20 protein-coding genes are annotated in these 21,291 nt (G+C 59.7%); 7 read left to right on the forward strand and 13 right to left on the reverse strand.

What is annotated here, in order from left to right; genetic code table 11:
* Nucleotides 1-54: 54 nt before the first annotated feature.
* From ACOGXC_RS07260 to ACOGXC_RS07275, 4 genes are all read right to left on the reverse strand, one after another.
* Complete coding sequence (locus ACOGXC_RS07260) at nucleotides 55-1,128, reverse strand: zinc-dependent alcohol dehydrogenase (protein ID WP_419917536.1); 1,074 nt, start codon at nucleotides 1,126-1,128, stop codon at nucleotides 55-57.
* Between the two features lie 72 nt (nucleotides 1,129-1,200).
* Entirely contained in the window at nucleotides 1,201-2,403 is a 1,203-nt protein-coding gene (locus ACOGXC_RS07265; protein WP_419917537.1) for a thiolase family protein, read from the reverse strand.
* 43 nt (nucleotides 2,404-2,446) lie between these two features.
* Entirely contained in the window at nucleotides 2,447-2,767 is a 321-nt protein-coding gene (locus ACOGXC_RS07270; RefSeq protein WP_419917538.1) for a hypothetical protein, read from the reverse strand.
* 104 nt (nucleotides 2,768-2,871) lie between these two features.
* Nucleotides 2,872-4,095 (reverse strand): DUF222 domain-containing protein, encoded by a 1,224-nt coding sequence (locus ACOGXC_RS07275; RefSeq protein WP_419917539.1) that lies wholly within the window; start codon nucleotides 4,093-4,095, stop codon nucleotides 2,872-2,874.
* 387 nt (nucleotides 4,096-4,482) lie between these two features.
* Here ACOGXC_RS07275 and ACOGXC_RS07280 point away from each other — a divergent pair, with 387 nt between their 5' ends.
* The 4 genes from ACOGXC_RS07280 (at nucleotide 4,483) to ACOGXC_RS07295 (ending at nucleotide 6,292) form a co-directional block, all read left to right on the forward strand.
* The gene (locus ACOGXC_RS07280) at nucleotides 4,483-4,635 is read left to right on the forward strand and encodes a hypothetical protein (RefSeq protein ID WP_419917540.1); all 153 of its coding nucleotides are present in this window, start codon (nucleotides 4,483-4,485) and stop codon (nucleotides 4,633-4,635) included.
* Between the two features lie 36 nt (nucleotides 4,636-4,671).
* Nucleotides 4,672-4,830: a hypothetical protein gene (locus ACOGXC_RS07285; protein WP_419917541.1), complete on the forward strand. Its 159-nt coding sequence runs from the start codon at nucleotides 4,672-4,674 to the stop codon at nucleotides 4,828-4,830.
* A 35-nt stretch (nucleotides 4,831-4,865) separates the two neighbouring features.
* Nucleotides 4,866-5,663, forward strand: a complete 798-nt coding sequence (locus ACOGXC_RS07290) for a hypothetical protein (RefSeq protein ID WP_419917542.1) — start codon at nucleotides 4,866-4,868, stop codon at nucleotides 5,661-5,663.
* Nucleotides 5,664-5,848: 185 nt separating this feature from the next.
* Nucleotides 5,849-6,292 carry an HNH endonuclease gene (locus ACOGXC_RS07295; protein ID WP_419917543.1) on the forward strand — a complete coding sequence of 148 codons (444 nt, stop codon included), beginning with the start codon at nucleotides 5,849-5,851 and terminating at the stop codon, nucleotides 6,290-6,292.
* Nucleotides 6,293-6,375: 83 nt separating this feature from the next.
* Here ACOGXC_RS07295 and ACOGXC_RS07300 read toward each other — a convergent pair whose 3' ends face one another.
* The 7 genes from ACOGXC_RS07300 to ACOGXC_RS07330 all read right to left on the reverse strand — a co-directional run bounded on the left by ACOGXC_RS07300 (nucleotide 6,376) and on the right by ACOGXC_RS07330 (nucleotide 14,646).
* Complete coding sequence (locus ACOGXC_RS07300; RefSeq protein ID WP_419917544.1) at nucleotides 6,376-6,765, reverse strand: Zn-ribbon domain-containing OB-fold protein; 390 nt, start codon at nucleotides 6,763-6,765, stop codon at nucleotides 6,376-6,378.
* Between the two features lie 56 nt (nucleotides 6,766-6,821).
* Nucleotides 6,822-7,313: a nuclear transport factor 2 family protein gene (locus ACOGXC_RS07305; RefSeq protein ID WP_419917545.1), complete on the reverse strand. Its 492-nt coding sequence runs from the start codon at nucleotides 7,311-7,313 to the stop codon at nucleotides 6,822-6,824.
* 45 nt (nucleotides 7,314-7,358) lie between these two features.
* Nucleotides 7,359-8,003, reverse strand: coding sequence for a nitroreductase family protein (locus ACOGXC_RS07310; RefSeq protein ID WP_419917546.1), 645 nt, complete (start codon nucleotides 8,001-8,003; stop codon nucleotides 7,359-7,361).
* Between the two features lie 72 nt (nucleotides 8,004-8,075).
* Nucleotides 8,076-8,801 carry a hypothetical protein gene (locus ACOGXC_RS07315; RefSeq protein ID WP_419917547.1) on the reverse strand — a complete coding sequence of 242 codons (726 nt, stop codon included), beginning with the start codon at nucleotides 8,799-8,801 and terminating at the stop codon, nucleotides 8,076-8,078.
* Between the two features lie 140 nt (nucleotides 8,802-8,941).
* Nucleotides 8,942-12,469, reverse strand: coding sequence for a DNA polymerase III subunit alpha (gene dnaE, locus ACOGXC_RS07320; protein WP_419917548.1), 3,528 nt, complete (start codon nucleotides 12,467-12,469; stop codon nucleotides 8,942-8,944).
* Nucleotides 12,470-12,594: 125 nt separating this feature from the next.
* On the reverse strand, nucleotides 12,595-13,098 hold the full coding sequence (locus ACOGXC_RS07325; RefSeq protein ID WP_419917549.1) for a proteasome activator: 504 nt from the start codon (nucleotides 13,096-13,098) through the stop codon (nucleotides 12,595-12,597).
* Nucleotides 13,099-13,422: 324 nt separating this feature from the next.
* Nucleotides 13,423-14,646, reverse strand: a complete 1,224-nt coding sequence (locus ACOGXC_RS07330) for an alkaline phosphatase family protein (RefSeq protein WP_419917550.1) — start codon at nucleotides 14,644-14,646, stop codon at nucleotides 13,423-13,425.
* Between the two features lie 127 nt (nucleotides 14,647-14,773).
* Here ACOGXC_RS07330 and ACOGXC_RS07335 point away from each other — a divergent pair, with 127 nt between their 5' ends.
* The 3 genes from ACOGXC_RS07335 (at nucleotide 14,774) to ACOGXC_RS07345 (ending at nucleotide 19,474) form a co-directional block, all read left to right on the forward strand.
* Nucleotides 14,774-15,217 (forward strand): RrF2 family transcriptional regulator, encoded by a 444-nt coding sequence (locus ACOGXC_RS07335; RefSeq protein ID WP_419917551.1) that lies wholly within the window; start codon nucleotides 14,774-14,776, stop codon nucleotides 15,215-15,217.
* A gap of 197 nt (nucleotides 15,218-15,414) precedes the next feature.
* Nucleotides 15,415-17,127 carry a site-specific DNA-methyltransferase gene (locus ACOGXC_RS07340; protein ID WP_419917552.1) on the forward strand — a complete coding sequence of 571 codons (1,713 nt, stop codon included), beginning with the start codon at nucleotides 15,415-15,417 and terminating at the stop codon, nucleotides 17,125-17,127.
* Nucleotide 17,128: 1 nt separating this feature from the next.
* Nucleotides 17,129-19,474, forward strand: a complete 2,346-nt coding sequence (locus ACOGXC_RS07345) for a DEAD/DEAH box helicase (protein WP_419917553.1) — start codon at nucleotides 17,129-17,131, stop codon at nucleotides 19,472-19,474.
* Between the two features lie 34 nt (nucleotides 19,475-19,508).
* On the opposite strand, the gene ACOGXC_RS07350 is transcribed toward ACOGXC_RS07345, so the two are convergent.
* Together ACOGXC_RS07350 and ACOGXC_RS07355 are read right to left on the reverse strand one after the other, a co-directional pair.
* On the reverse strand, nucleotides 19,509-20,450 hold the full coding sequence (locus ACOGXC_RS07350) for an RluA family pseudouridine synthase (RefSeq protein ID WP_419917554.1): 942 nt from the start codon (nucleotides 20,448-20,450) through the stop codon (nucleotides 19,509-19,511).
* The gene (locus tag ACOGXC_RS07355; protein WP_419920044.1) at nucleotides 20,451-21,272 is read right to left on the reverse strand and encodes a DNA-methyltransferase; all 822 of its coding nucleotides are present in this window, start codon (nucleotides 21,270-21,272) and stop codon (nucleotides 20,451-20,453) included.
* Nucleotides 21,273-21,291 lie beyond the last annotated feature (19 nt).

Genomic DNA, 21,291 nt, shown 5'->3' on the forward strand with positions numbered 1-21,291 from the left:
GGTGCCTGCACCGGAGTTTCCCGATCCATGACGATGCTCATCCCCCGGTAACCGCTACCGGTGGCGGAGTCCGACCCTCACCGCATCGCGGTCGGCGGTGCGCTGGAGCATGGCCATGGCCTCATCCATCCGGTCAAGGCCGAACACCTCCCCCAGCAGGGGGCCGGTGGGGAACTCCCCGCTGTTCAAGATGGCCACCGACTCCTCCATCGAGTCGTAGGTGGAGCCGGCCCCACCCTGCACGGTGAGCCCCTTCAGCACGATCATGTCGCTGACCAACTCCACCGGGGCCATGTTCTTGAGCCCGGCCAGTAACACCTTGCCCCCCTGACGCACCAGGTTCAGGCACAGCGGCACGGTCGCCACGGTATCGGCAGCCAGATCCACCACCATGTCGGCCATGGCCCCGCCGGTGACACCAGAGACCAGTTCGACCGGATCGGCCGCGGTCACGTCGATGGTCATGTCCGCACCCACCTCGCGAGCCACCTCCAGTCGCAGGCCGTCCATGCCGGTGCCGGTCACGATCACCGTCCCCGCGCCCCGGCGTTTGGCCTCGGCCGCGCACACCAACCCCATGTGACCCGGCCCCTGGACCACAACGGTGTCGCCGTCCACCACCGGCATCAGCCCGAACCAGTTGCACACGCTGGCCAGTGGCTCGAACAGGGTCAGCTCGGCGGCATCGGTGTCCTCGGTCAGCTTCATCAGGTGGGATCCGGGCAGCAACCCCATGTACTCCCCGTAGCCGCCCCACAGCCCATGGTCGTCGTCAACCCCCATGGTGTACCCGTACAGATGGCCCAGGCCGAACGGGTTGGTGTCGGTGGGCGGTACCCGCACGATGAGGTCCACCGCCACCCGATCCCCCACGGCCACCCCCAGGTCGGCATCGGCGGCCAGCGCACTGACCCGACCCACGATCTCGTGGCCGGGCACCAATGGGGCCTTCTCCCCGGGCACGTGCTGGTGACCGTGGAGTTGGGCCAGGTCGCTGCCGCACATGCCAACGGCCTCCACCTTCAGCACCCCACCTCCAGCAGGGGGCTCGGGCACCGCGAAGTCGTCGCGCCGGTGATAGGTGCCGTCACCGTTGAACACCACTGCCCGGCAGGTGCTGGTCGTCATCGCCACCTCCTAGTTGGTTGGTTTGTACCTAGTTGGTCGGTACCGGGCTGGTTGGTCCGGCTCCGAGCGGGTTCAACCGATCCCGCTCCTTTCCAGGATGTGGACACCGCAGCTCGAGCCCAGACCGATCACGTGGGTCAGGCCCACCTTCGCCCCCTCGATCTGGCGGTCACCGGCCTCGCCCCGCAGGTGGGTGACCACCTCGTAGATGTTGGCCACACCGGTGGCCCCGATGGGATGGCCCTTGGAGATGAGGCCGCCGGACACGTTCACGGGAGTCTCGCCGTCCCGCCACGGAGCCCCGCGGTCAATGAAGTCGCCGGCCCCCCCGGGTTCGCACAGCCCCAGATTGTCGTAGTGGATGAGTTCGGCGGTGGCGAAGCAGTCGTGCAGCTCCACCAGGCTCAGATCCTCGGGACCCACGCCGGCCTGCTCGTAGGCGGCCTGGGCGGCATTGCGGGTGAGGGTGTTCACATCGGGTTGAACATGACCCGACGGCACGTAGGGATCGGTTGTCAGCACCGACGCGGAGATCTTCACCGCCCGGGACTGCTGCTGGAGGCTGAGCGATGCGAACCGCTCCTCGCCCACCAGCACCACGGCGGCAGCCCCGTCGCCGGTGGGGCAGCACATCAAAAGCGTGTTGGGGTACGACTGCATGGGCGATGCCATGACCTCCTCCAGCGTGAACTCCTTCTGATACTGGGCCAGGGGATTCAGCGTGGAATGGGCGTGGTTCTTCTGGGCCACCTTGGCGAACTGCTCGAACCCCACACCGTCGTTGTCGTTGGCGTACTCCATGCCGGCCTGGGCGAACACCCCGGGCATGGTGTCGGTACCCAGGATGCCGTCGATGGGCATGACCGTCCCGTAGCGGCCCGACGGCTCGTAAACGTTCTTCTCCTTGCGGCTCCCGCCGGCCAGCAGCCCCATCTTGCCCATCTGCTCCACCCCTATGGCCAGACCCAGATCGGCCTCCCCGGAGCGAATGGCCATGATGGCGGTGCGCAGAGCGGTGGCCCCGGTGGCACAGGCGTTGGAGACGTTGTACACCGGTATTCCGGTCTGACCGATCTGCTTCTGCACCTGCTGACCCATGCCAGTTGAGGCCTGGAACAGGGTGCCGCACGCCAGGATGTCCATGTCGGCGATACCCACCCCCCCGTCGTCCAGCGCCCCCAGGGCGGCGGTGGAGGCCAGATCCACCGCGTCCTGTTCGGGGTACCGTCCGAACGCAGTCATGTGCGCCCCCAAAACCCAGATGTCCTGTGCCATTTGCGGCCTCCTATCGGTTGTTCAAACTATTCGATTGTTCGGATCAGCCTGCCATGCCGGTGCGTAGCCGAACCGTGATTATGTTACGCATCCCGGCCAGAACCTCAGCATTTATGCTATAGCAGGCAGCGTTAGACCAGGCCAGCGGTGGTATCGGCCCTCGGTGGTGGCCCAGTGGTAGCCCTCGGCGGTCGGCCCGATCCTCGGTCAGGTCAGGGCCTCGGCGGTGGCGGCGGCCAGTGTCCGGGCCAGTCTCCCGGTGGTGACCTCTGCCCTCAGCGGCGGCAGACTCGGCCAGTATCTCGGCGGCCCATAGTCGATCATCGGCGGTGGTCAGTATCTCGGCCAGTGTCCGGGCGGTCATCTAGTTGTAATCCTTATGGAGGTTGTTGACAGTTCGGTTGGGGTTGGGGGTTGGCCGGTTATCGCCACAGGTCGGTTGTCATGGGTAGAGGTCTGCTGTGTTGGTTAGGGGCTGAGGAGGACGTTGCTGTAGGTGGGTTTTCGGGCCCATGGGGTGGGTGGTGGTTGGTGTTTGTGGGTTTCGGCGTGGCAGGTGGGGCAGAGTAGGACGAGGTTGTTGATGCTGGTTCTGCCGCCGTGTTCCCAGGGTTTGATGTGGTGCACATCACAAGCAGTAGCTCTCAGTCCGCAATTGACGCAGTGTTTGTCTCGGGCGTATAGGGCGAGTTTTTGTTTTTGGGTGGCGGAGCGCTGCTTACGACCCAAATACAGGGGCACCCCCTCGGCGGTGAAAATGGATGGTATTAGCGCTGCGTCGCAAGCGATGCGGCGCAATTCGTCCATTTCGATGGGAGTGTCGTCCATGAGCCCAGCGTTTTTGAGTTGGCCGGTGAGCAGGTCGTAGTCAACCTTCACCAAAAGCGTGGTGGGCTGCACCACCACATGACCACCACGGGTGCCACCACCGGTTTTGGAGTTCTTGTGAGGGGTTTGGGTGATTAGCGCGGCCAGCGCGTCGGCGGCCCGCTGCTGATGAGTGCGGTCACTACCATTTTTGGAGTCATCGCGAAACAAGCGATCACACATGCCATCCAAAGCGGTTTTGACCCGTTCACCGGTTATGCGGTCGAGTTCGGCGTGCAGCACCACCATGCCGTCATCACCGTTGAACACCGCGGCCTTGCGGTGGCGGCGCTGCTGATCGTGCCGCGACTCACCATCGGAGCCGCGCCGATCATCCTCCTGGCGAGCCAAAGTTTTCCTGAACCGGTCCAGGTCTTCGGTTTTGGCTTTGTTGATCAACTCATCTTCCTGGGCACGACTCAACGGCACCCGACCATGAGACTCCCCCAGCAGGCGAGCATGATCTATCGAAAACCCCCCGCCCTTGACCGCATCCACCGTAGCCGGTAGTTCTCGAAGGGATCCGGCGGTTCGGGCTTGGCGGTTGGCCAGGTAACGGCCCATACCGAACTGGAGGCAAAGAGCCCGCACCTCGCCCTCACCCAAAAGATCACCGTAACGGTTCAACACCTCGGTCATGTACCCGTCCAGCGTGCAACGGGCCGCGTTGATCTCGAACAGCAAATCGAACAAACCCTTGGAATCCATCCCCTTCAAATCAACCATCTCCAACCGCAAAACATCCCCGTCGCCAGCATTGTCGCTGCCAGCAGTAGCAGCATCAGTATTGGTCTCAGGTTCGGAAACACTGGAGTCAAACTTCATACCCCCAATACTATCAGGCCGGGTGACAATACCCACCCAAAATATAAAGATATTTCTGAAAATGTGAAAAGTTTTAGGGAAAAATAGGTACAGGCCAGACCTTATATAATATCTATGATGTAGGCCCACCCGATCAGCAAGCAACCTCAACAACACCGGCGCTCCCTTGAACACAAGAAAAAGGGCTAACCGATGGTGACGAGCCTGAGCCATACCCGACTCAACCCTTCGTACCACCAACAACCACCCCGCGGACATAAAAAGCGCATTACCATGTGACACAAAGCCTCCCCTGCCACCTAGATGGACGTGATTCACAACCACCACAATGGCATCACAGACTCACCCAATCGAACTGTCAACAACCTCCATAAGGATTAAACCTAGATGACCGTCCGGACACTGACGCTGAGGATCAGGCCGCTGCTGGACTATGACCACCACCGAGGCCACTACCGGCCACCGAGCCAGGATCATGGCATGGACACTGGCCGGGCGCTACTGTCCGACACTGCCCTGACCGACACCACCGAAGGCTGAACCGAGGCACTGGCTGATGCTGCCGATGCCCTGGCAGTGACCGCCGAGGGCCTGGCCACCGCATTAGGCCAGTATCCCTACGTTGCCGCCCGCTTATCGGCCACCGCTACTAAGGGCCATGTGCTGACGCTGACCGCCGACTGGCTGAGAGATATTGTCCGCCTACTGACCGGCTACGCTGAGGATCAACTATGACCGACACCGCTGCCCGCCTACTGAGGATCAACTAGATGGGCCGCCGCCGTGAGGATCGGCACTGGCTACTACGCCCGCCGAGGAACCGCCAGGAACTATTGAGGGGCATAGCTATCGCCATACCGACCGTCCTAGTAACCATCGTGGTCGTGGTCATAGTGACCGCCGATCCTGACACCGAGGATCGGCCCGCTGAGACTGCCACCGCCGAGGCTGCCGCTACTGAGGTTGAGTCACCGCCACCTACTGCCACCGCTGAGGCCATGACCGATCCTGCCAACGCCCAGGCTGTCGCTACCGCTGCCCGTACTGCCGCTGCCGCTGCCTTGACCCTGGCTGCCACCACCGAGGGCCTGACCAACATTGCCGAGACACTGACGCTGACCGCCCTACTAATGCCCGCCGAGGTTGCCGAGGGACTGACCGACCTGGCTACAGATGCCACTACCAACGCTGAGGGATTGACCGACATAACCGAGTTGATGACCGCTATTGCCGCCGCCGAGGTTGACTACGCCGATACTGACTACGCCGAGGGACTGGCTACCGCCGCTGACTGGCTGGCCGCTATTGCCGAGGCCCTGCCCGGCATTGCCGAGGGATTGACCGAGATTGCCGAGGCCCTGCCCGCTGAGCTTGCCGCCGCTGCCTCGGCCCTGGCCGATCCTTCCGAGGCTGAGGCAATGACCGCCTACGCCGATGCGCTGACCGCCGCTGCCGATGCGCTGACCACCGAGGCCGACCTACTGACCGCCGCTGCCGTGATCCTGACCGATCACGCCGAGACACTGGCTACCGCTGCCGAGACACTCAGTGAGGCTGCCGCTGAGTGACCGCCTACGCCGAGGATCAACTATGAGTGTCACTGCCCGCCTACGCTGAGGATCAACTGTGACCGACACCGAGGATTGACTGCCGCCGCCTGCTGATGATCGGCCCCGACCGACTGGTCCTAGATGGCTGCCACTCCGACACCTGAGGGATTATCGATGGTGGCACTGGCTGAGTGTCGTAGTGATTGGCCTACTGGCCGCCGTCATTCGGAATGGGCCGCTACCTGGCCAACCGCAAAGCCACGGTGTTCAACGGTGATGACGGCATGGTGGTACTACACGCCGAGTTGGACCAGGTGACCGGTGAACGGGTCAAAACCGCACTCGACGGATCGCATGTTCCGCGACGACTCCAAAAATGGCAACGACCGCACCCACCAGCAAAGAGCCGCCGACGCACTCGCTGCTATGCCCGAGACAAACACTGCGTCAACTGCGGGCTAAGAGCTACTGCTTGTGATGTGCACCACATCAAACCCTGGGAACACGGCGGCAGAACCAGCATCAACACCTCGTCCTACTCTGCCCCACCTGCCCCACCTGCCCCACCTGCCACACCCAAACCCCAACCACCACCCACCCCATGGACCCGAAAACCCACCTACAGCAACGTCCTCCTCAGCCCCTAAACAACCCCAAGCGACCAGTACAACAAACCCCCACCCACCAAAACCAACCCACCGCGACTGCGTAGCCGAACCGGATCAGCCCGTCATGCCGGTGCGTAGCCGAATGCGACTGCTTCTTGGCCCTCGTCATCGGTACCCACCACGTAAGTGTCGAGCTTGACCTTCATTCCCAGCTTTATGCTTTCCGGGTCGGGCTCAATCCCAACGAGGTTGGCCCGCACCGAGGTGCCGTCGTCGGTATGCACGATGGCCGAGACGTAAGGAGTGGGGATGCTGGGAGCGGCCCGGTGAACGATGCTGAAGGTTCGCAATGTACCGGTATTGCTCACCTGCACCACATCGAACGACCGGGCCCCGCATTGGGCACAGCCGTTGCGCCGCCCAAAGAACCTGGCTCTGCACGCCGTGCACTCATGGGCCTGCAAGTAGGGCTCGTCACCCAGGACGAGATAGTCCACCAGTGGAATCTGCACGCCCGCAGACTACCCCAGCAACCCCGGCCCAGACCCAACCGCCCGCTATCGAGCGGCTACTCGGGAACGCCGAACCCCTCGGGGAAGCCGCCCTCGTGGTATCCCGACTGTTCCACCTTCTTCTTGATGCGGAAACCGTCGGGGGTTCGGGTGACGGTGTCGTGATACCAACCGCCCACGAAGAACATGAACAGCTTGGAGCCGGCGGCATCGAACGTTTTGCCGTCGTCGGCCACCGGAATGCCCATCGGGTTGTGGAATATCGTCGTGCATTCGGCAGTTTCGCCGTCCCAACTGCGTATGTAGGTCTTTCCCACCATGTGTTGGGTCATGGGGAAGACCGCCAGCGCCGTTTGGAGCCAGCGCTTGACCGTGGGGTAGTCGGCGGCGGCTTCGGCCACACCGGGAGCCGACGAGGAATAGTCCAGGTAGGCATCGGGGGTGAAAACCGTGTCGAGGAGATCCCAGTCCTTCTCGTCGATGGCAACGGTGTAGCGGACGATGGTGTCCTCGATGGCCAGGCGGTCAACCGGATCAGGCATGCTCATGACGGGCACCGTATACGATTGGGTGGCCGGTGGTGGCAACCGGTCTCATTCCACGATGTGAACCACCTCGTGGAGGGGGCGGCGGGGGCGGGAGGCCGACGGGCCGGCACGATCGTCAGCGGGATACCCCAGGGCCACCGTTCCCACCACTCTTCGATCCTCGGGGATGCCGAGACCGGCCACCAGGGCGGCCTCATGGTGGAATGCGCCGAAAAAGCACGACCCCCAACCCAGGGCCGACGCGTCCAGCAGCAGGTTGTGAACGGCCATACCCGCGTCCACCCACCAGTACGGCACCGGCCAGGCCTCGGCGCTCTCCCCCAAACCGGTGCGCAACTCGTCGGCCTCGGCGCTCTCACCCAATCCGGTGCGAAACTTGTCGGGCTCGCCATAGCGGCGGACGTAGCGGTCGGGCTCGGTTAGCACCACCACCAGCACGGGAGCGGCCAGCAGGCCGGGCCAGGCGAAACCGGTCCGGCGTTCGGGTGTAAGAGTCAAACTCCAGTACCGCTCGGGCTGGGACACCACCCAGAACTCCACCGCCTGGGTGTTGCCCGCCGACGGGGCCCGGCGAGCCCGGTCCAGCAACTCCGTCACCAGCCCCTCGGGCAACGGATCGGCCCGAAAGTTGCGACACATCGGCCGCCGCCGGGGCAAAGGTATACCCCCCAAGGAGAATTGCTCAGCCATGCCCACCGGTTGCACCCCCCAAGGAGAATTGCTCAGCCCCACCCAATGCCTGCACCCCCCTGAGACAAGTGCTCAGGTGTATTTGAGCAGGTCCTCGGCCATGATCCAACCGAAGGCGATCATGGTGTCGTCCCTCTCGCTGTCCACATCGTCGAACAGGGCAACAATATCGGGGGCGATGCTGTCGGGCTTGGGGGTCTCGTAGTCAAACAGGCGGGCCTGGCTGCCATCCCCCACCACCCGGAAGTCACGGTCGAGATAGCGGGAGGGGCTGATGCTGAACCGCTTGGCCAGCCGGCGGCCCCAGGCCCGCTCCTCACCGGAGGCCTTGTGGCCGGGACGGGGGACGATGTCCACCAGGGGCTTGAAGGCATCGAACCCCCCGGGGTTGTCCAACTGGGTGCCCACCAGCACGTCCTCATCGGGAAAAGCCATCAGCGCCCGGTGCAGTTGGGCCTCGGTGAGCTGGCGCAAAACGGTGCTGCGCTTGGACGTGCGGGCCACGGATGCCAGACCCACCAGCACGCTCGGGGTACCGCCGATGCGCTCCAGCGTGAAGAAGGCGAACCCCCGGAGCTTCCCGTTCTCCCGGGCGGTGGAGATCAACACCCACTCCTCGGCCTGCTTGGACAGCAGCCCCACCGAGAATGGATTGGAACCGTCAACACACATGTCCGCCATTTCGGCCAGCTCAGCGTCGGTGACCGCGGTGCAGTCCTTGGTCTCGGCGTCGATTGCCATGTGCTGCTCGCCCTCCTCGTTGGATGCCTTCCCCCGCGGATTTCCCCCCCGGGTCACCCATAGTCCATCAACCATCCCGGTAGGAGCGCAAACCCGCAGCAGAACCAGGGGTTTTTGAGACCCGATAACCCCAGCTAGTCCCTTGGATGGCCGAGGGATCTCCGAAACCCGATAACCGCCGGGCAATCCAGGTCGGGCTACACCGCGATGGCCTCGTCGCCCAGCATCTCCTGAAGCGCACCGATCAACCCGCTGCCCAGGTCAACTCCATAGGCGGGTGGGAGCTTGACCCCCCTGCTGTCGCCGAGCATCAGAATCACCTCGGAGGTGCCCGGGTACTCGGAGATCACCGACTTGAGATCATGGATGCGGTCGCGGGAAAGACCGCGGCCCCCCAGGTTCAACCGCAAAATACCCGGGCCGTCCACCCGATCGGTGGCGATCAGCTCCACGTTGTCGCCGACCAGTTTGGGCTCGTCATCACGGCTATCCAGCCGTCCCTCGACCACAACCACCAGGTCGTCCGCCAACTTGTGGCCGTGCTCCCTGGTGGTATTGGGGAACAGCGTCACCTCTATGGTTCCGTACAAATCCTCGAGATCGCACGACATCATCGGGTCACCCTTGCGGGTCCATCGCTTGCGCAGGTTGCTGACCACCCCGGCAACTTTGACCCTGCTTCCCTCCTTCACCTCGGTGAGCTGGTCGATCCGATGGGTGACCTTGCTGTCCAGCACGCTCTCCATGCCCATTATGGGGTGGTCGGACACGTAAAGCCCCAGCATCTCCTTCTCGGCCGCCAGCCTTTTGGACTTGTCGAACTCGGTGTCGGGGATCTCGATGTCGTCGTTTGCCTCCCCCGAGCCGCCGTCCCCGAACAGGCTCATGATGCCCTGACTCTGCTCCTTCCTCTGCTGGATGCAGCGGCGGGAGATCGACTCGTGAACGTTCAACAGCCCCTGGCGGGGATGACCCAGAGAGTCGAAAGAACCCGCCTTGATCAAAGCCTCGACGACCCCCTTGTTCAGCACTATCGGATCGACCCGGCGGCAGAAGTCATGGAAATCGGTAAACGGGCCGTTCTCGTTCCTCTCGTCCAGAATCATCCGGGCGGTACCGGTGCCCATGTGGCGAATGGCCGACAACCCGAAGGAGATGGACTGCTCCCCGTCCGGGGAACCGATGGCGGCAAAATCCGACTCCGAAAGGTTCACGTCGGGCAGCGCCACCCTTATGCCCATCTGGCGGCACTCGGCCAGATACACCGCCGCCTTCTCCAGCTTGTTCTTCACGCTGGTCAACAGCGCGGCCATGTACTCCGCCGGGTACCGGGCCTTGAGGTAGGCACCCTGGTAGGCGATCAGGCCGTAGCCGTAAGCGTGGCTCTTGGTGAAGGCGTAGTCGGCGAACTGCTCGATTATGTCGAACAGCTCCGTGCCCAGTTCGGCACCGTAACCGAGGCGGCTGCACCCCTCCACGAAGGAACCCCGTTCCCGGGCCATCAGCTCGCGGTCCTTCTTCCCGCAGGCCTTGCGGAGATTGTCGGCGTCGGCCAGTGAATAGCCGGCGAACCGCTGGGCCACCCGCATCACGCTCTCCTGGTAGATCATCAAACCGTAGGTGTCGGCCAGGATGTCGGTGGCTTCCTCGTGGAACACCTCCACCTTTTGGCGTCGGTTCTTGCGATCGGCATAGTCGTTGTGCATGTTGGCGGCCATCGGGCCGGGCCGGTACAGGGCCACCAGGGCGGCCACATCGTCGAAGCAGGTGGGCTTCAGCGCCCGGATCAACGCTCTCATGGGGCCGCTCTCGAGCTGGAACACCCCTATGGTGTCACCCCGGGCCAGCAACTGGTAGGTAGCCTCATCGTCCAGGGCCACGTTGTCGATGTCCACCCGCTCGCCCCGGGATCGCTCTATGAGCCCCACGGCATCCTCGATGACGTCCAGGTTCCGCAGGCCCAAAAAGTCCATCTTGAGCAGGCCCAGATCCTCCACCGCGTGCATCTCGTACTGGGTGACGATGGGGGCATCCTCCTGGGCCTGGCCCTTGGAGGCCTTGCGCTGGATGGGAAGATGCTCGGTGAGCGGATCCTTGGTGATGACCACCGCAGCCGCATGGATGCTGTCCTGGCGCCGCAAACCCTCGAGCCCCCGGGCCACGTCCACCACCTTTCGGGCATCCTCATCGCTGCGGTACATCTCCCGCAGATCGGCGGCGGCCTTGAAGCCGTCGGCGTACTCCTCGCTTTCCTCCAGGCAGGCCCACAGCGGGGTATCGCGCCCCATCACCAGCGGGGGCATGGCCTTGGCCAAGCGGTCGCCCAGGGCGTAGGGGAGGTTCAGCACCCGGGCGCTGTCACGCACCGCGGCCCGAGCCTTGATGGTGGAGAAGGTGATGATCTGGGCCACATGGTCCTCGCCGTACTTCCTGGAGGCGTAGCGGATGATCTCGTCCCGGTAGCGGGAGTCGAAATCCATGTCGATGTCGGGCATGGAGACCCGCGACGGGTTGAGGAACCGCTCGAACAGCAGGTCGTAGCGAATCGGGTCCAAGTCGGTGATTCGCAGGCTGTAGGCCACCGCGCATCCCGCGGCGCTGCCCCGGCCCGGGCCCACCCGGATGCCCCGCTCCCGGGCGTAACGGATCAGATCCCAGGTGATGAGGAAGTAGGAGGAGAAACCCATGTCGGAGATGATCTTGAGTTCGTAGGCCAGCCGGTCGGCAACCTCGTCGGGCAGGGGGCTGCCCCAGCGAGCCTCGGCTCCCTCGAGGGTGAGGGCTCGCAGGTATTCGTCGGCACTGCCGTACTCCTCGGGGAGGGGGAAATCGGGAAGCTGAGGCTTGCCGAACTCGATCACCACATCGGCCCGCTCCGCGATCCACAGTGTATTGTCACAAGCCTTACTCAAATCGGGGAACAGGGCGCGCATCTCGGCTGCCGACTTGAGGTAGTGGTCGTCGCCATGGAACTTCAACCGGTCGGGGTCGCTGACCAGCGAGCCGGTCTGCACGCACAGCAGCGCATCGTGGGCCTCGGCATCGGACCGGCTGGTGTAGTGGCTGTCGTTGGTGAGCAGCAAGGGGGCGCCGATCCGTTCGGCCAGCCGGACCAGGTCGGGGTTGGTTCGCTTTTGTTCCGGGATACCGTGGTCCTGAATCTCCACGAACAGGTTGTCCTTGCCGAAGATGTCCTGGAGCCGGGCCGCCGTGGTAACCGCCTTTTCGTAGTCGTCCCGCAGCAGGGCCTGGAGCACCTGCCCGGCCAGGCAGCCGGTGGTGGCGATCAGACCCTCGCGGTGGTCGGAAAGCAACTCCCAATCCAACCGGGGTTTGTAGTAGTAACCCTCGAGGAAGGCCCGGCTGGAGAGTTGGATCAGGTTCTTGTAGCCGGTGTTGTTCTCGGCCAGAAGGGTGAGGTGATAGTAGAGCTTCTCGCCCCCCTCGGTGCTGCCCCCGCCATCGTCCAGCTTGCCCCGTCTCGGCGGGCGGTCGAACCGGCTCTCGCGAGCCATGTAGGCCTCGGTGCCGATGATCGACTTTATCCCCTCGTCCCGGCAGGTCCGGTAGAAATCGACAATCCCGTACATGTTGCCGTGATCGGTGATCCCCAGCGCGGGCTGCCCGTCGGCGACTGCCGCTTGGACCAATTCCCCCACCCGGGAGGCACCATCGAGGATGGAATACTCGGTGTGAACATGGAGGTGGGTAAAAGAGCTGGTCACTGCACTCCTTATGGGCGGGTCGAGTTATGGTCTGGTCAAATTAAGGTCTGGTCGAGTTATGGGCGGATCAAGTTATGGTCTGGTCGAGTTATGGGCGGGTCGAGCGGCTACCGGTAATCGAACAGCTACAGGTAGGTTCCCGAGGGTCTCTCCGGTCCGACATGGCGGGTGCCGGGTGGCAACTCGGCCCGGATGTTGGCCAGTTGCTGCTGAGCGGAGACCTGCTGAGCGAACAGAGCCGCCTGGATGCCCTGGATGAGGCCCTCCAACCAGCCCACCAGTTGGGCCTGCGCCACCTGGAGCTCGGCGTGGCTGGGAGGGTGGCCCTCGGGGAAGGGCGACACCAGGCGATCCAGTTCATCGCTCAGATCGGGGGACAGTGCCGATCCCAGCTCGTCGATGGACGTTTCGTAAATGTCCCGCAGCCGGTCGCGGCTGGACTCGTCCAGGGAAGCCTGGCGGACCTCTTCCAGGAGCTGCTTCATCATCGTGCCGACCCTCATCACCTTGGCCGGCTGCTCGATGGCCTCCCTGGCTTTCTCGGGATCGGCCTGCTTGACCTCGGAATGGGGGTTGTCGTGGACCACCTCGACGGGCTCGGTCGGCTTCGACAGGTGGGAATCGGACATGGTCGGCCAATCTACCCGGTGGATCCATGCCCCGGGTGACACCCTTCATTATCCGGTTCCGCAGGCAGCCAGGCAGGAACGGGCCGGGGGTTCCTCCGATGCCACCACCCAACCGGCCTATCCGGTGCCATAAGCAGCCAGGCAGGAACGGACCAGGGGCTCCTCCGATGCCACCACCCAACCGGCCTATCCGGTGCCATAAGCAGCCAGGCAGGAACGGACCAGGGGCTCCTCCGATGCCACCACCCAACCGGCCTATCCGGTGCCATAAGCAGCCAGGCAGGAACGGACCAGGGGCTCCTCCGATGCCACCACCCAACCGGCCTATCCGGTGCCATAAGCAGCCAGGCAGGGAACCAGCACCTCGGCTGGGGTGAGCGAGCCGTGACGGGCCAGCAGTTGGAATCGGGGCTTGGTGCCCGGGCCGGAGGGCTTTCGGGACGGGGTTTCGGGCTCGGTGAACGCCACCGGATCGCGAGGCACAAGGGCCACGTCACCCATCCGGGACCGGGCCTCGGGACTGACCCGGGAACCGAACCACCCCTCGTCCAGTACCTGCTGGCGGGTGACCACCAGGCCATAACGGCCATAGTGCTCGGTGGCCGTGTCCAGAAGTTCACCGGCCCGGCCGGAACGGGCGTGCAGCCAGCGGAACCGGGCTTCCCCCGAGACCACCGATGACAGGGCCAGCACCGGGCGGGCCAGCTCAACCTTGGCATCGCCCACCATGACCAGGCCGTGGTCGGACACCACCAGCAGCGCAGCCTCCGGCGGCAGCGCAGCCAGGATCTGGGCCACCAGGTGATCCACAGCCCCATACTCGGCATCCAGGTGAGGCCCGAACCCGTACTCATGGGCCACCCGATCAGGGCCGTCGTAGTAGGCATACACCAGCGGCGCACCGGCATCCACCTGCATCCGTACTTCGACCGGGATGGAACTGGTCAGCTTGTAGCTGTGGTGATCCACTCCATCCATGTGTGCCCGGGTGAAGCCGCTTTCATGAAACTCGCTCCGACCCACCACCGGCACCCGCCGCCCGAAGAAAGCCGGTTGGGTCTGGAACTGCTCGGGGACGATGCTCTTGCGGGCATCGGCCCGTTTTTTCCCCACCGTCCACCGCAAGGCGTTCAACAATTGGCCCTGGGTGTGGATCTGATAGCCGATCAGGCCGTGCTCACCGGGGGTTGCGCCGGTGACCAGCGAGGTCAAAGCGGTGGTGGTGGTGGTGGGAGCCACCGTGGTGATGACACCGCCCTGCATGCTCGACAGCACCGGGGTCAGCCTCGCCCGGGGTTGAAGCTGCTCCCATCCCATCCCGTCCACCGCCAAAAGCACCACCGCCTCGGCCTCGCGGGCCGGAGGCGGCAACCAGGGGGAGGCATCTCGCGGGCCGAGCAGGGCGGGCACGACATTGCTAAGGCACGCCCCCCGGTAATCCGGCAGTACCGGGAACTTTGCCGGTGATGCGGGCGAACCGGATGGGTCGGATGTCGGACCGGATGGGCCGGATGCCGAAACAGCGTTCTCGGAGCTGTCAGTGCTCATGTGATCCCCAATCCTTCCCAACCTAATCGGCACAACCCAACCGGCAACTAGCATGAAGGGTGGTGAGAGTATCCACGCGTGGTGACTATGCCGGCCACCATCAGGGACGATCTAGGTAGGGGTGGGGGTGAGAGTATCCACGCGTGGTGACTATGCCGGCCGGGCGCTGCTGTCATTGGCCCTGCACGCCGATGAGGGGGGCCCCACCTCGGTGCGGGACATTGCCGAGCGAACCGGTCTCCCTCAACCCTACCTGGAGCAAATCCTGCAAGCGCTGAAGGGAGCCGGGCTGGTCCGCTCCAAGCGAGGGGCGGGCGGGGGCTACGTTCTGGCCCGCCCCGCCGAGCAGATCAAGCTGAGCGAGATCGTGAGCGCGGTTGACGGGCCGATAGTGCTGGGCGATTTCGGGGAGCCCCACCAGGACGGAGCCTGCGACCACGAGGGCCAGTGCGTGCTGCTGGCCATCTGGACGCACGCAGGCGAGATCATGCATGACCTGCTCAGCAACTACACCCTGGCCGACATCGCCAAAACCGCCCAGGGCCTCCTCCCCTGGCCGGGATCCTACTGATGCTTCCCCTCCCGCCCATTGCCACTCGCTCAGCCTCATGGGCAAGGTCAGGCAAGTTGTCACCATCAGTGACTAGTCTCACCCAGCGTGAGGCAAGGACGAAGGGCGAGCGACACGGCTCTGCGGTCACGGATCACCCCGGGCGCACCATGCACCATCTTGCATAAACTCAACTACTAAGTAGACAAGGGCACCAAATGAGACTCGATTTCAATGGCAAACAACATATTTACGGCCACCACCTCACAGTGCCGATCTCACCTTTGATTCCCAACTACGAAAATTCGGTGCCGAGCACTGACGGAGACTTCGACGATGACAACATGATAATTCATGGCGATAACTTGCGCGCCCTCAAATCATTACTGCCTCGATATGCAGGAAAGATTGACTGTATCTATATTGACCCACCATATAATACAGGAAATGAACAATGGATCTATAATGATAATGTAAAAAGCCCGTTAATGAAAAAGTGGTTTGAAGATAACAAGCCTGTTGACAACGAAGATCTGGAACGGCACGATAAATGGCTTTGCATGATGTGGCCAAGGCTACATTTGCTTCGTGAATTATTAAGCAAGGACGGCACCATTTTTATTTCAATAGACCATAATGAGCAACACCACTTACGAGTAGTATTGGACGAAATATTTGGCGAAGAAAACTATCTCAATACATTTGTATGGGTGAATAATTTAAAAGGAAGACAAATCACAGGACAGGGAGCAGCCGGCACGCATGAAAATATTTTAGCGTATAGAAAAGAATCCAATACATCACAAACATTTACAGGTTCTATAAATTATTTAAAGCAATTAATGCCTGATATATATAGAGGATTCAATTACTCAATAAAAAAAGATAGTCTGAGTGATTATGTAACAAAAAATGAACTTCATAACACAAATTCAAGATTCAATGAAAATACAAGGCCCACTTTGGTATTTGATATTTACTACCAACCTAGTTCTGGTAAAATTATTTGTGAGGACATGACCGACTCTCATCTTCACTCCGATTTCATCAAGATACCACCTAAGAAAAACAATAGTGACAGGGGTAAATATCATGCCTGGAGATGGAGCAGAGAAAAAATAATCAGCGATTCCCATAACCTAGAGTTTCAAATAGATGCCAATGGAAGTGCAAGAATTTTTACTAAAGTCAGGAGTACTGACCAAACCGCTGTCAAAGATATGATTATGGGAATAAGCACTACTGCTGGCACGAATGACTTGAAAAATACAGGGATCAATAGGATTTTTGATAATCCCAAGCCAGTAGCACTGATAAAATTTTTACTTTCACTTTGTATTGACAATGCAATCATTTTAGATTCTTTTGCTGGTTCTGGTACTACCGCACATGCTACCTTAGCATTGAATGCTGAAGATGGTGGGAACAGAAAGTTCATACTCGTCGAGTGTGAGGACTATGCCAACTCCATTACTGCTGAACGGGTGCGGCGTGTTATTAATGGAGTACCCGATGCTCAAGATCCGAAGTTACGCAAAGGGTATGGGGGGCAATTTACTTATTGTACATTGGGAGAACCTATAGAGGCTTCGTCCATGTTGACTGGAGAATCACTACCCTCCTATAAGGATTATGCTATATATGCTTACCATCATGCTACCGGAAAAGCAATAGATCCTGAAATGATTGATGATTCAGGCAATGGGCCATTTTATCGAGAAGCGACAGGGAGAGATTTTTGGCTTCTCTATAAGCCTGATTTGGCCTGGTTACAAACCAGCGAGTCCGCTCTTACCAAGGACTACGCCGATCAAGTATCCAAGACTAGCCAAAATGCAGTTGTATTCGCATCGCATAAATTAATTCCACAGCGGCTCCTCACAGACATGGGAATTGTATTTTGCCAGGTACCATTTTTCGGAGCGGTCTGAAATGCAGCTCAAACGCTACCAAGAACGCACCTTGGAACAGTTGGCAAAGTGGTTCGAGTGCTTGGATGCTTGTGGTGGGTACCCTGGCGCAGCTTGGGAGCGGGCTGGCTTTGATAGACATGTATCCAGAAAGGATAGTTCCGGCAAGCCAATCCCCCATATCTGCCTGAAGGTACCAACCGGAGGCGGCAAGACGTTTCTTGCTGCACAAGCGGTGTTGAAATCCAAGCGGCGTACCGGTCTCTTGCTTTGGGTGGTACCCAACAAGGCAATTTTTGCTCAAACCAAGAAAGCCTTATGGAATAGAGAACATCCTTACCGTACAATTTTGAATCTTGCCAGTGGTGGGCGAGTTAAGGTGATGGAGAAGGACGACAATTTATCGCGCCAGGACGTTGAAAATTATCTTTGTGTCATGCTGCTATCGGTGCAGGCCGCAAATCGTACCAACAACAGAGAGTTCTTGAAGATGTTTCAAGAATCCGGCCGCTACTCTTCATTTTTCCCCGATGTTGATGATACACAGATGGCCGAGCAGTTACTGAACGAACATCCCGGGCTTTATACTTCAGAAGAGGGGCGAGTCCTCTCGACGCTAGCCAATGTATTCAAAGTATCACGTCCAGTGATTGTGCTGGACGAAGCTCACAAGTCCTACGGCAGGAACTTCGACCATGCTTGGTTCAACCAATTTGACCCCTCGCTCATCATCGAGCTCTCAGCTACTCCCGATCAGTCAAGAAGTAACATACTGGTGGATATTGGTGGGCAGGAGCTAAAAGATGAAGAGATGATCAAACTTCCAATTCAAGTCACAGGATACGAAGATACATCTTGGAAGGATATACTAAGGGAAGCTGGGGAACAGCTAAAAGGATTGTCCTCACAAGCTGAACAGTTATTGGAGAATAATGGCACCTATATTCGACCTATGATAGTTGTACGGGTAGAACGAACTGGCCAAAACCAGCGCGGGGAAGGGAGACTACACGCAGAGGATGTGCGAGAGTTCCTTGTTTCAACAATGGGTATCAACGCCGATGAAGTTAAAGTCCAATCCAGTGATTTGAAAGAATTAGAGTCTGAAGATCTGCTTTCTGAGCAAAGCAAAGTTAGGTGGATCATAACAAAAGATGCTTTGAAGGAAGGCTGGGACTGTTCCTTTGCTTATATTCTGGTATTGCTGGACAACACCCGGGCCAAAATTACAGTCACCCAGATGATGGGACGTGTGCTGAGGCAACCATACGGCAGACTTACCGGTATTGATGAACTTGACCGTTGCTACGTACATTGTCAAAATGCCTCGGTAGACCTGGCGGTCAGTGCAGTTAAAAGACAGTTACAGAATGAAGGATTTGGAGATTTGGAAATGTATGTACGCGGAGGTACCGAAGAGGCCAAGCCGATACGAACAGAACGACGCAGCCCTATTACACCGGAGATGACCAGACTTCCCCGGGTTCTACACAAAGACAAGAGAGAGATTGACTACGATATGCACATCCTAGCGGGTATCAACTGGGCAGAGATCAGCCCACCTGAGAATTGGGAGATGCTGGAAATCCGGAATCGGCTAAGTACTGCTGCGGTGGATATAGGAGAAGATGGGTTCGGCACCTCCAAGCAGCACTATCATGTTGACTCGACCGACAACCAAGATTTTGACCTGGCATGGCATGCCAGACAGTTGGGTGATGCCATCCCCAACCCCTGGCAAGCAGCACGAGTTGTTACAGAGGCGGTTGAGAGCCTACTTAAGAACGGACATGATCACTCCTGGATTGGAGAAAGGCGACCCGCCTTCCTTCGTGCCATCGAACGGCATGCTTTGGATCAGATTGATGAGCAAGCAGAACGTTTGTTCAAGAACAAGCTTGACCAAGGTGAGATTACCTTCGATTTGGATTTACCTTTTGAATACTGCGATTGGTACGAGTTGGAAGTTCCCCGATATGACCCAGGAGCTGCCTTCCAACGAACTTTGTTTTCACCAGCTTATAACCACAATATGAACAACCTGGAAAAAAAATATGCTATTTTTCTTGATGGTAACCCAGCAATCCAGTGGTGGCACAAGATAGCAGCGAGAAAACCAGGAGAGTACCGATTACAAGGATGGCGTAAAGATTACGTATACCCCGACTTCGTAGCCCTCCAAATGCAAGACACGATCATCGTGCACGAGGTCAAAGGAGAACATTTACGCCATAACGACGACACTCAATACAAACAACGTTTACTGAACTGTCTGGAAAGCCAATTTAACAGCAACGCTACGGTGACAATTCACGGTGGCACGGTAACTGCCGATTTCAAGCTGATATTTGAAAAAGACATCCCATGATCCTGCTCCACCTGGAGTCATCGGCCATTGCCGACTACTGCGGATCGAGCAGGCGGTAGAGGCTGGAGAAGTCATCGGGAGGTTCGGCCTCGAAGCGATACTGCTCCCCGGTGCCGGGGTGCTCGAAAGCCAGGGTGGCCGCGTGCAGTGCCGGGTGGCTCAAACCGGAAACCGCAGGACCGCCGTACAGCTCATCGCCCAGAATGGGGTGGTCAATGGCAGCCAGGTGAACCCTGATCTGGTGGGTGCGCCCGGTTTCCAGCCATAACTCCAGGTGGGCGGTGCCATACGGAACCACCCCAACCGGGGACTCCGCTCGGGCCGCCATGCGGGCAACCACCCGGTAGTGGGTGCGAGCCGGGCGACCATCAGCGATTACCGCCATCCGGGTGGGGTGGCGGGGGGAGCGCCCCACCGGAGCGTCAATCACCCCCCGGTCATCGGCCGGTACCCCCTTCACCAGGGCTACATAGCCGCGGTGCATCTCGCGCCGACCCAGTGCGCCGGTCAGCGCCTCGTAGCTGGACTGGGTGCGGGCCACCACCATCAACCCCGAGGTGCCCCGGTCCAGCCGGTGGACGATTCCGGGGCGCTCCGGTTCCCCCACCCCGGTGATCTCGGGGAATCCGGCCAGCAGGCCGTTCACCAGCGTCCCGCTCGAGTTGCCCGATCCGGGATGGACCACCAGATCGGCGGGTTTGTTCACCACGATCACCTGCTCATCGGCATGCACCACCTCCAGAGCCACCGAAGGATCGGGCTCCGGTGCCGGGTAGCCGGTGACCGGTGCCTCCGCCAGCACCACCCGATCCCCGGCAGCCAACCGCTGAGAGCGCACAACCGCCGGGGCACCGTTCACCACCACCTTGCGCCCTCCGATCAACCGGGCCGCCTCAGCCCGGCTGCACTCCCACACCAGCGCCACCACCCGGTCAAGCCGCTCGCCAGCCAACACCGAGGAGACAGTTACCTCCATCTAGTGTAACGGCTCTTTTTGCCTGTCTGGTATGCCAAGTACAACATGTCCATTTTGATAAAATGTTGGTTCAACAAATTCAAACCGGCGGGACATTACCTGGATGGCTTCGGGGTTGTTGTCCACCAGTACGGCGCTTCGGCCGGCCAATAGGGCAGCTTCTCCAGTTGTTCCACTGCCGGCAAAAAAATCCAAAATACGGTCTCCAGGGTTTGAATGTACCCTCACTATCCTGTTCATAATAGCAATAGGCTTTTGCGTTGGATATCCTGTTTTTTCCTTACTGTTGGGGCTAACAATGGTATGCCACCAAGTATCAGTTGGAGTTTTACCTTTAGCAGCTTTTTCCGGACCAACCAGGCCAGGTGCCATATAGGGAATCCGACCTATATCATCAAAACGGTATGTATAATTATCAGGGTCTTTGACATACCAAAGTATGTTATCATGTTTTGCAGACCAATGTTTCTTTGATCTTGCCCCATAATCGTAGGCCCATATTATCTCATTCATAAACGCTTCCCGTCCGAATATTTGATCCAGAAGAACTTTGCAATAGTGTACTTCACGGTAATCAATATGCAGGAAAAAAGAGCCAGCCGGTGATAACAATCGGTAAGCCTCACTCAGTCGCGGTTCCAAAAAAGCCATGAAGTCATCAAAGCTGTCCTCAAAGGACAAAGACCCCAGGCGAGTTGTTTTGTAGCGCTTGCCTTGAAAACCCGTGCGGTCACCATCCACATCCCGAACCGTCTTGAGTCGTACCCGCGACTGAGTTCTCCCGGTATTGAAGGGCGGGTCAATGTAGATCAGATCAAACATACCATCATCAAAACCCGAA

The sequence above is a fragment of the Candidatus Poriferisocius sp. genome, assembly GCF_965202595.1.
Taxonomy (GTDB): Bacteria; Actinomycetota; Acidimicrobiia; order Acidimicrobiales; family Bin134; genus Poriferisocius.

Coding starts and splice junctions, on each gene's coding strand:
- ACOGXC_RS07350 (WP_419917554.1), bottom strand. CDS start 20,450: ATGGAGGTAACTGTCTCCTCGGTGTTGGCTGGCGAGCGGCTTGACCGG.
- ACOGXC_RS07275 (WP_419917539.1), bottom strand. CDS start 4,095: ATGAAGTTTGACTCCAGTGTTTCCGAACCTGAGACCAATACTGATGCT.
- ACOGXC_RS07355 (WP_419920044.1), bottom strand. CDS start 21,272: ATGTTTGATCTGATCTACATTGACCCGCCCTTCAATACCGGGAGAACT.
- ACOGXC_RS07280 (WP_419917540.1), top strand. CDS start 4,483: ATGACCGTCCGGACACTGACGCTGAGGATCAGGCCGCTGCTGGACTAT.
- ACOGXC_RS07265 (WP_419917537.1), bottom strand. CDS start 2,403: ATGGCACAGGACATCTGGGTTTTGGGGGCGCACATGACTGCGTTCGGA.
- ACOGXC_RS07270 (WP_419917538.1), bottom strand. CDS start 2,767: ATGACCGCCCGGACACTGGCCGAGATACTGACCACCGCCGATGATCGA.
- ACOGXC_RS07330 (WP_419917550.1), bottom strand. CDS start 14,646: ATGAGCACTGACAGCTCCGAGAACGCTGTTTCGGCATCCGGCCCATCC.
- ACOGXC_RS07340 (WP_419917552.1), top strand. CDS start 15,415: ATGAGACTCGATTTCAATGGCAAACAACATATTTACGGCCACCACCTC.
- ACOGXC_RS07290 (WP_419917542.1), top strand. CDS start 4,866: ATGGGCCGCCGCCGTGAGGATCGGCACTGGCTACTACGCCCGCCGAGG.
- ACOGXC_RS07325 (WP_419917549.1), bottom strand. CDS start 13,098: ATGTCCGATTCCCACCTGTCGAAGCCGACCGAGCCCGTCGAGGTGGTC.
- ACOGXC_RS07260 (WP_419917536.1), bottom strand. CDS start 1,128: ATGACGACCAGCACCTGCCGGGCAGTGGTGTTCAACGGTGACGGCACC.
- ACOGXC_RS07310 (WP_419917546.1), bottom strand. CDS start 8,003: ATGGCTGAGCAATTCTCCTTGGGGGGTATACCTTTGCCCCGGCGGCGG.
- ACOGXC_RS07345 (WP_419917553.1), top strand. CDS start 17,129: ATGCAGCTCAAACGCTACCAAGAACGCACCTTGGAACAGTTGGCAAAG.
- ACOGXC_RS07305 (WP_419917545.1), bottom strand. CDS start 7,313: ATGAGCATGCCTGATCCGGTTGACCGCCTGGCCATCGAGGACACCATC.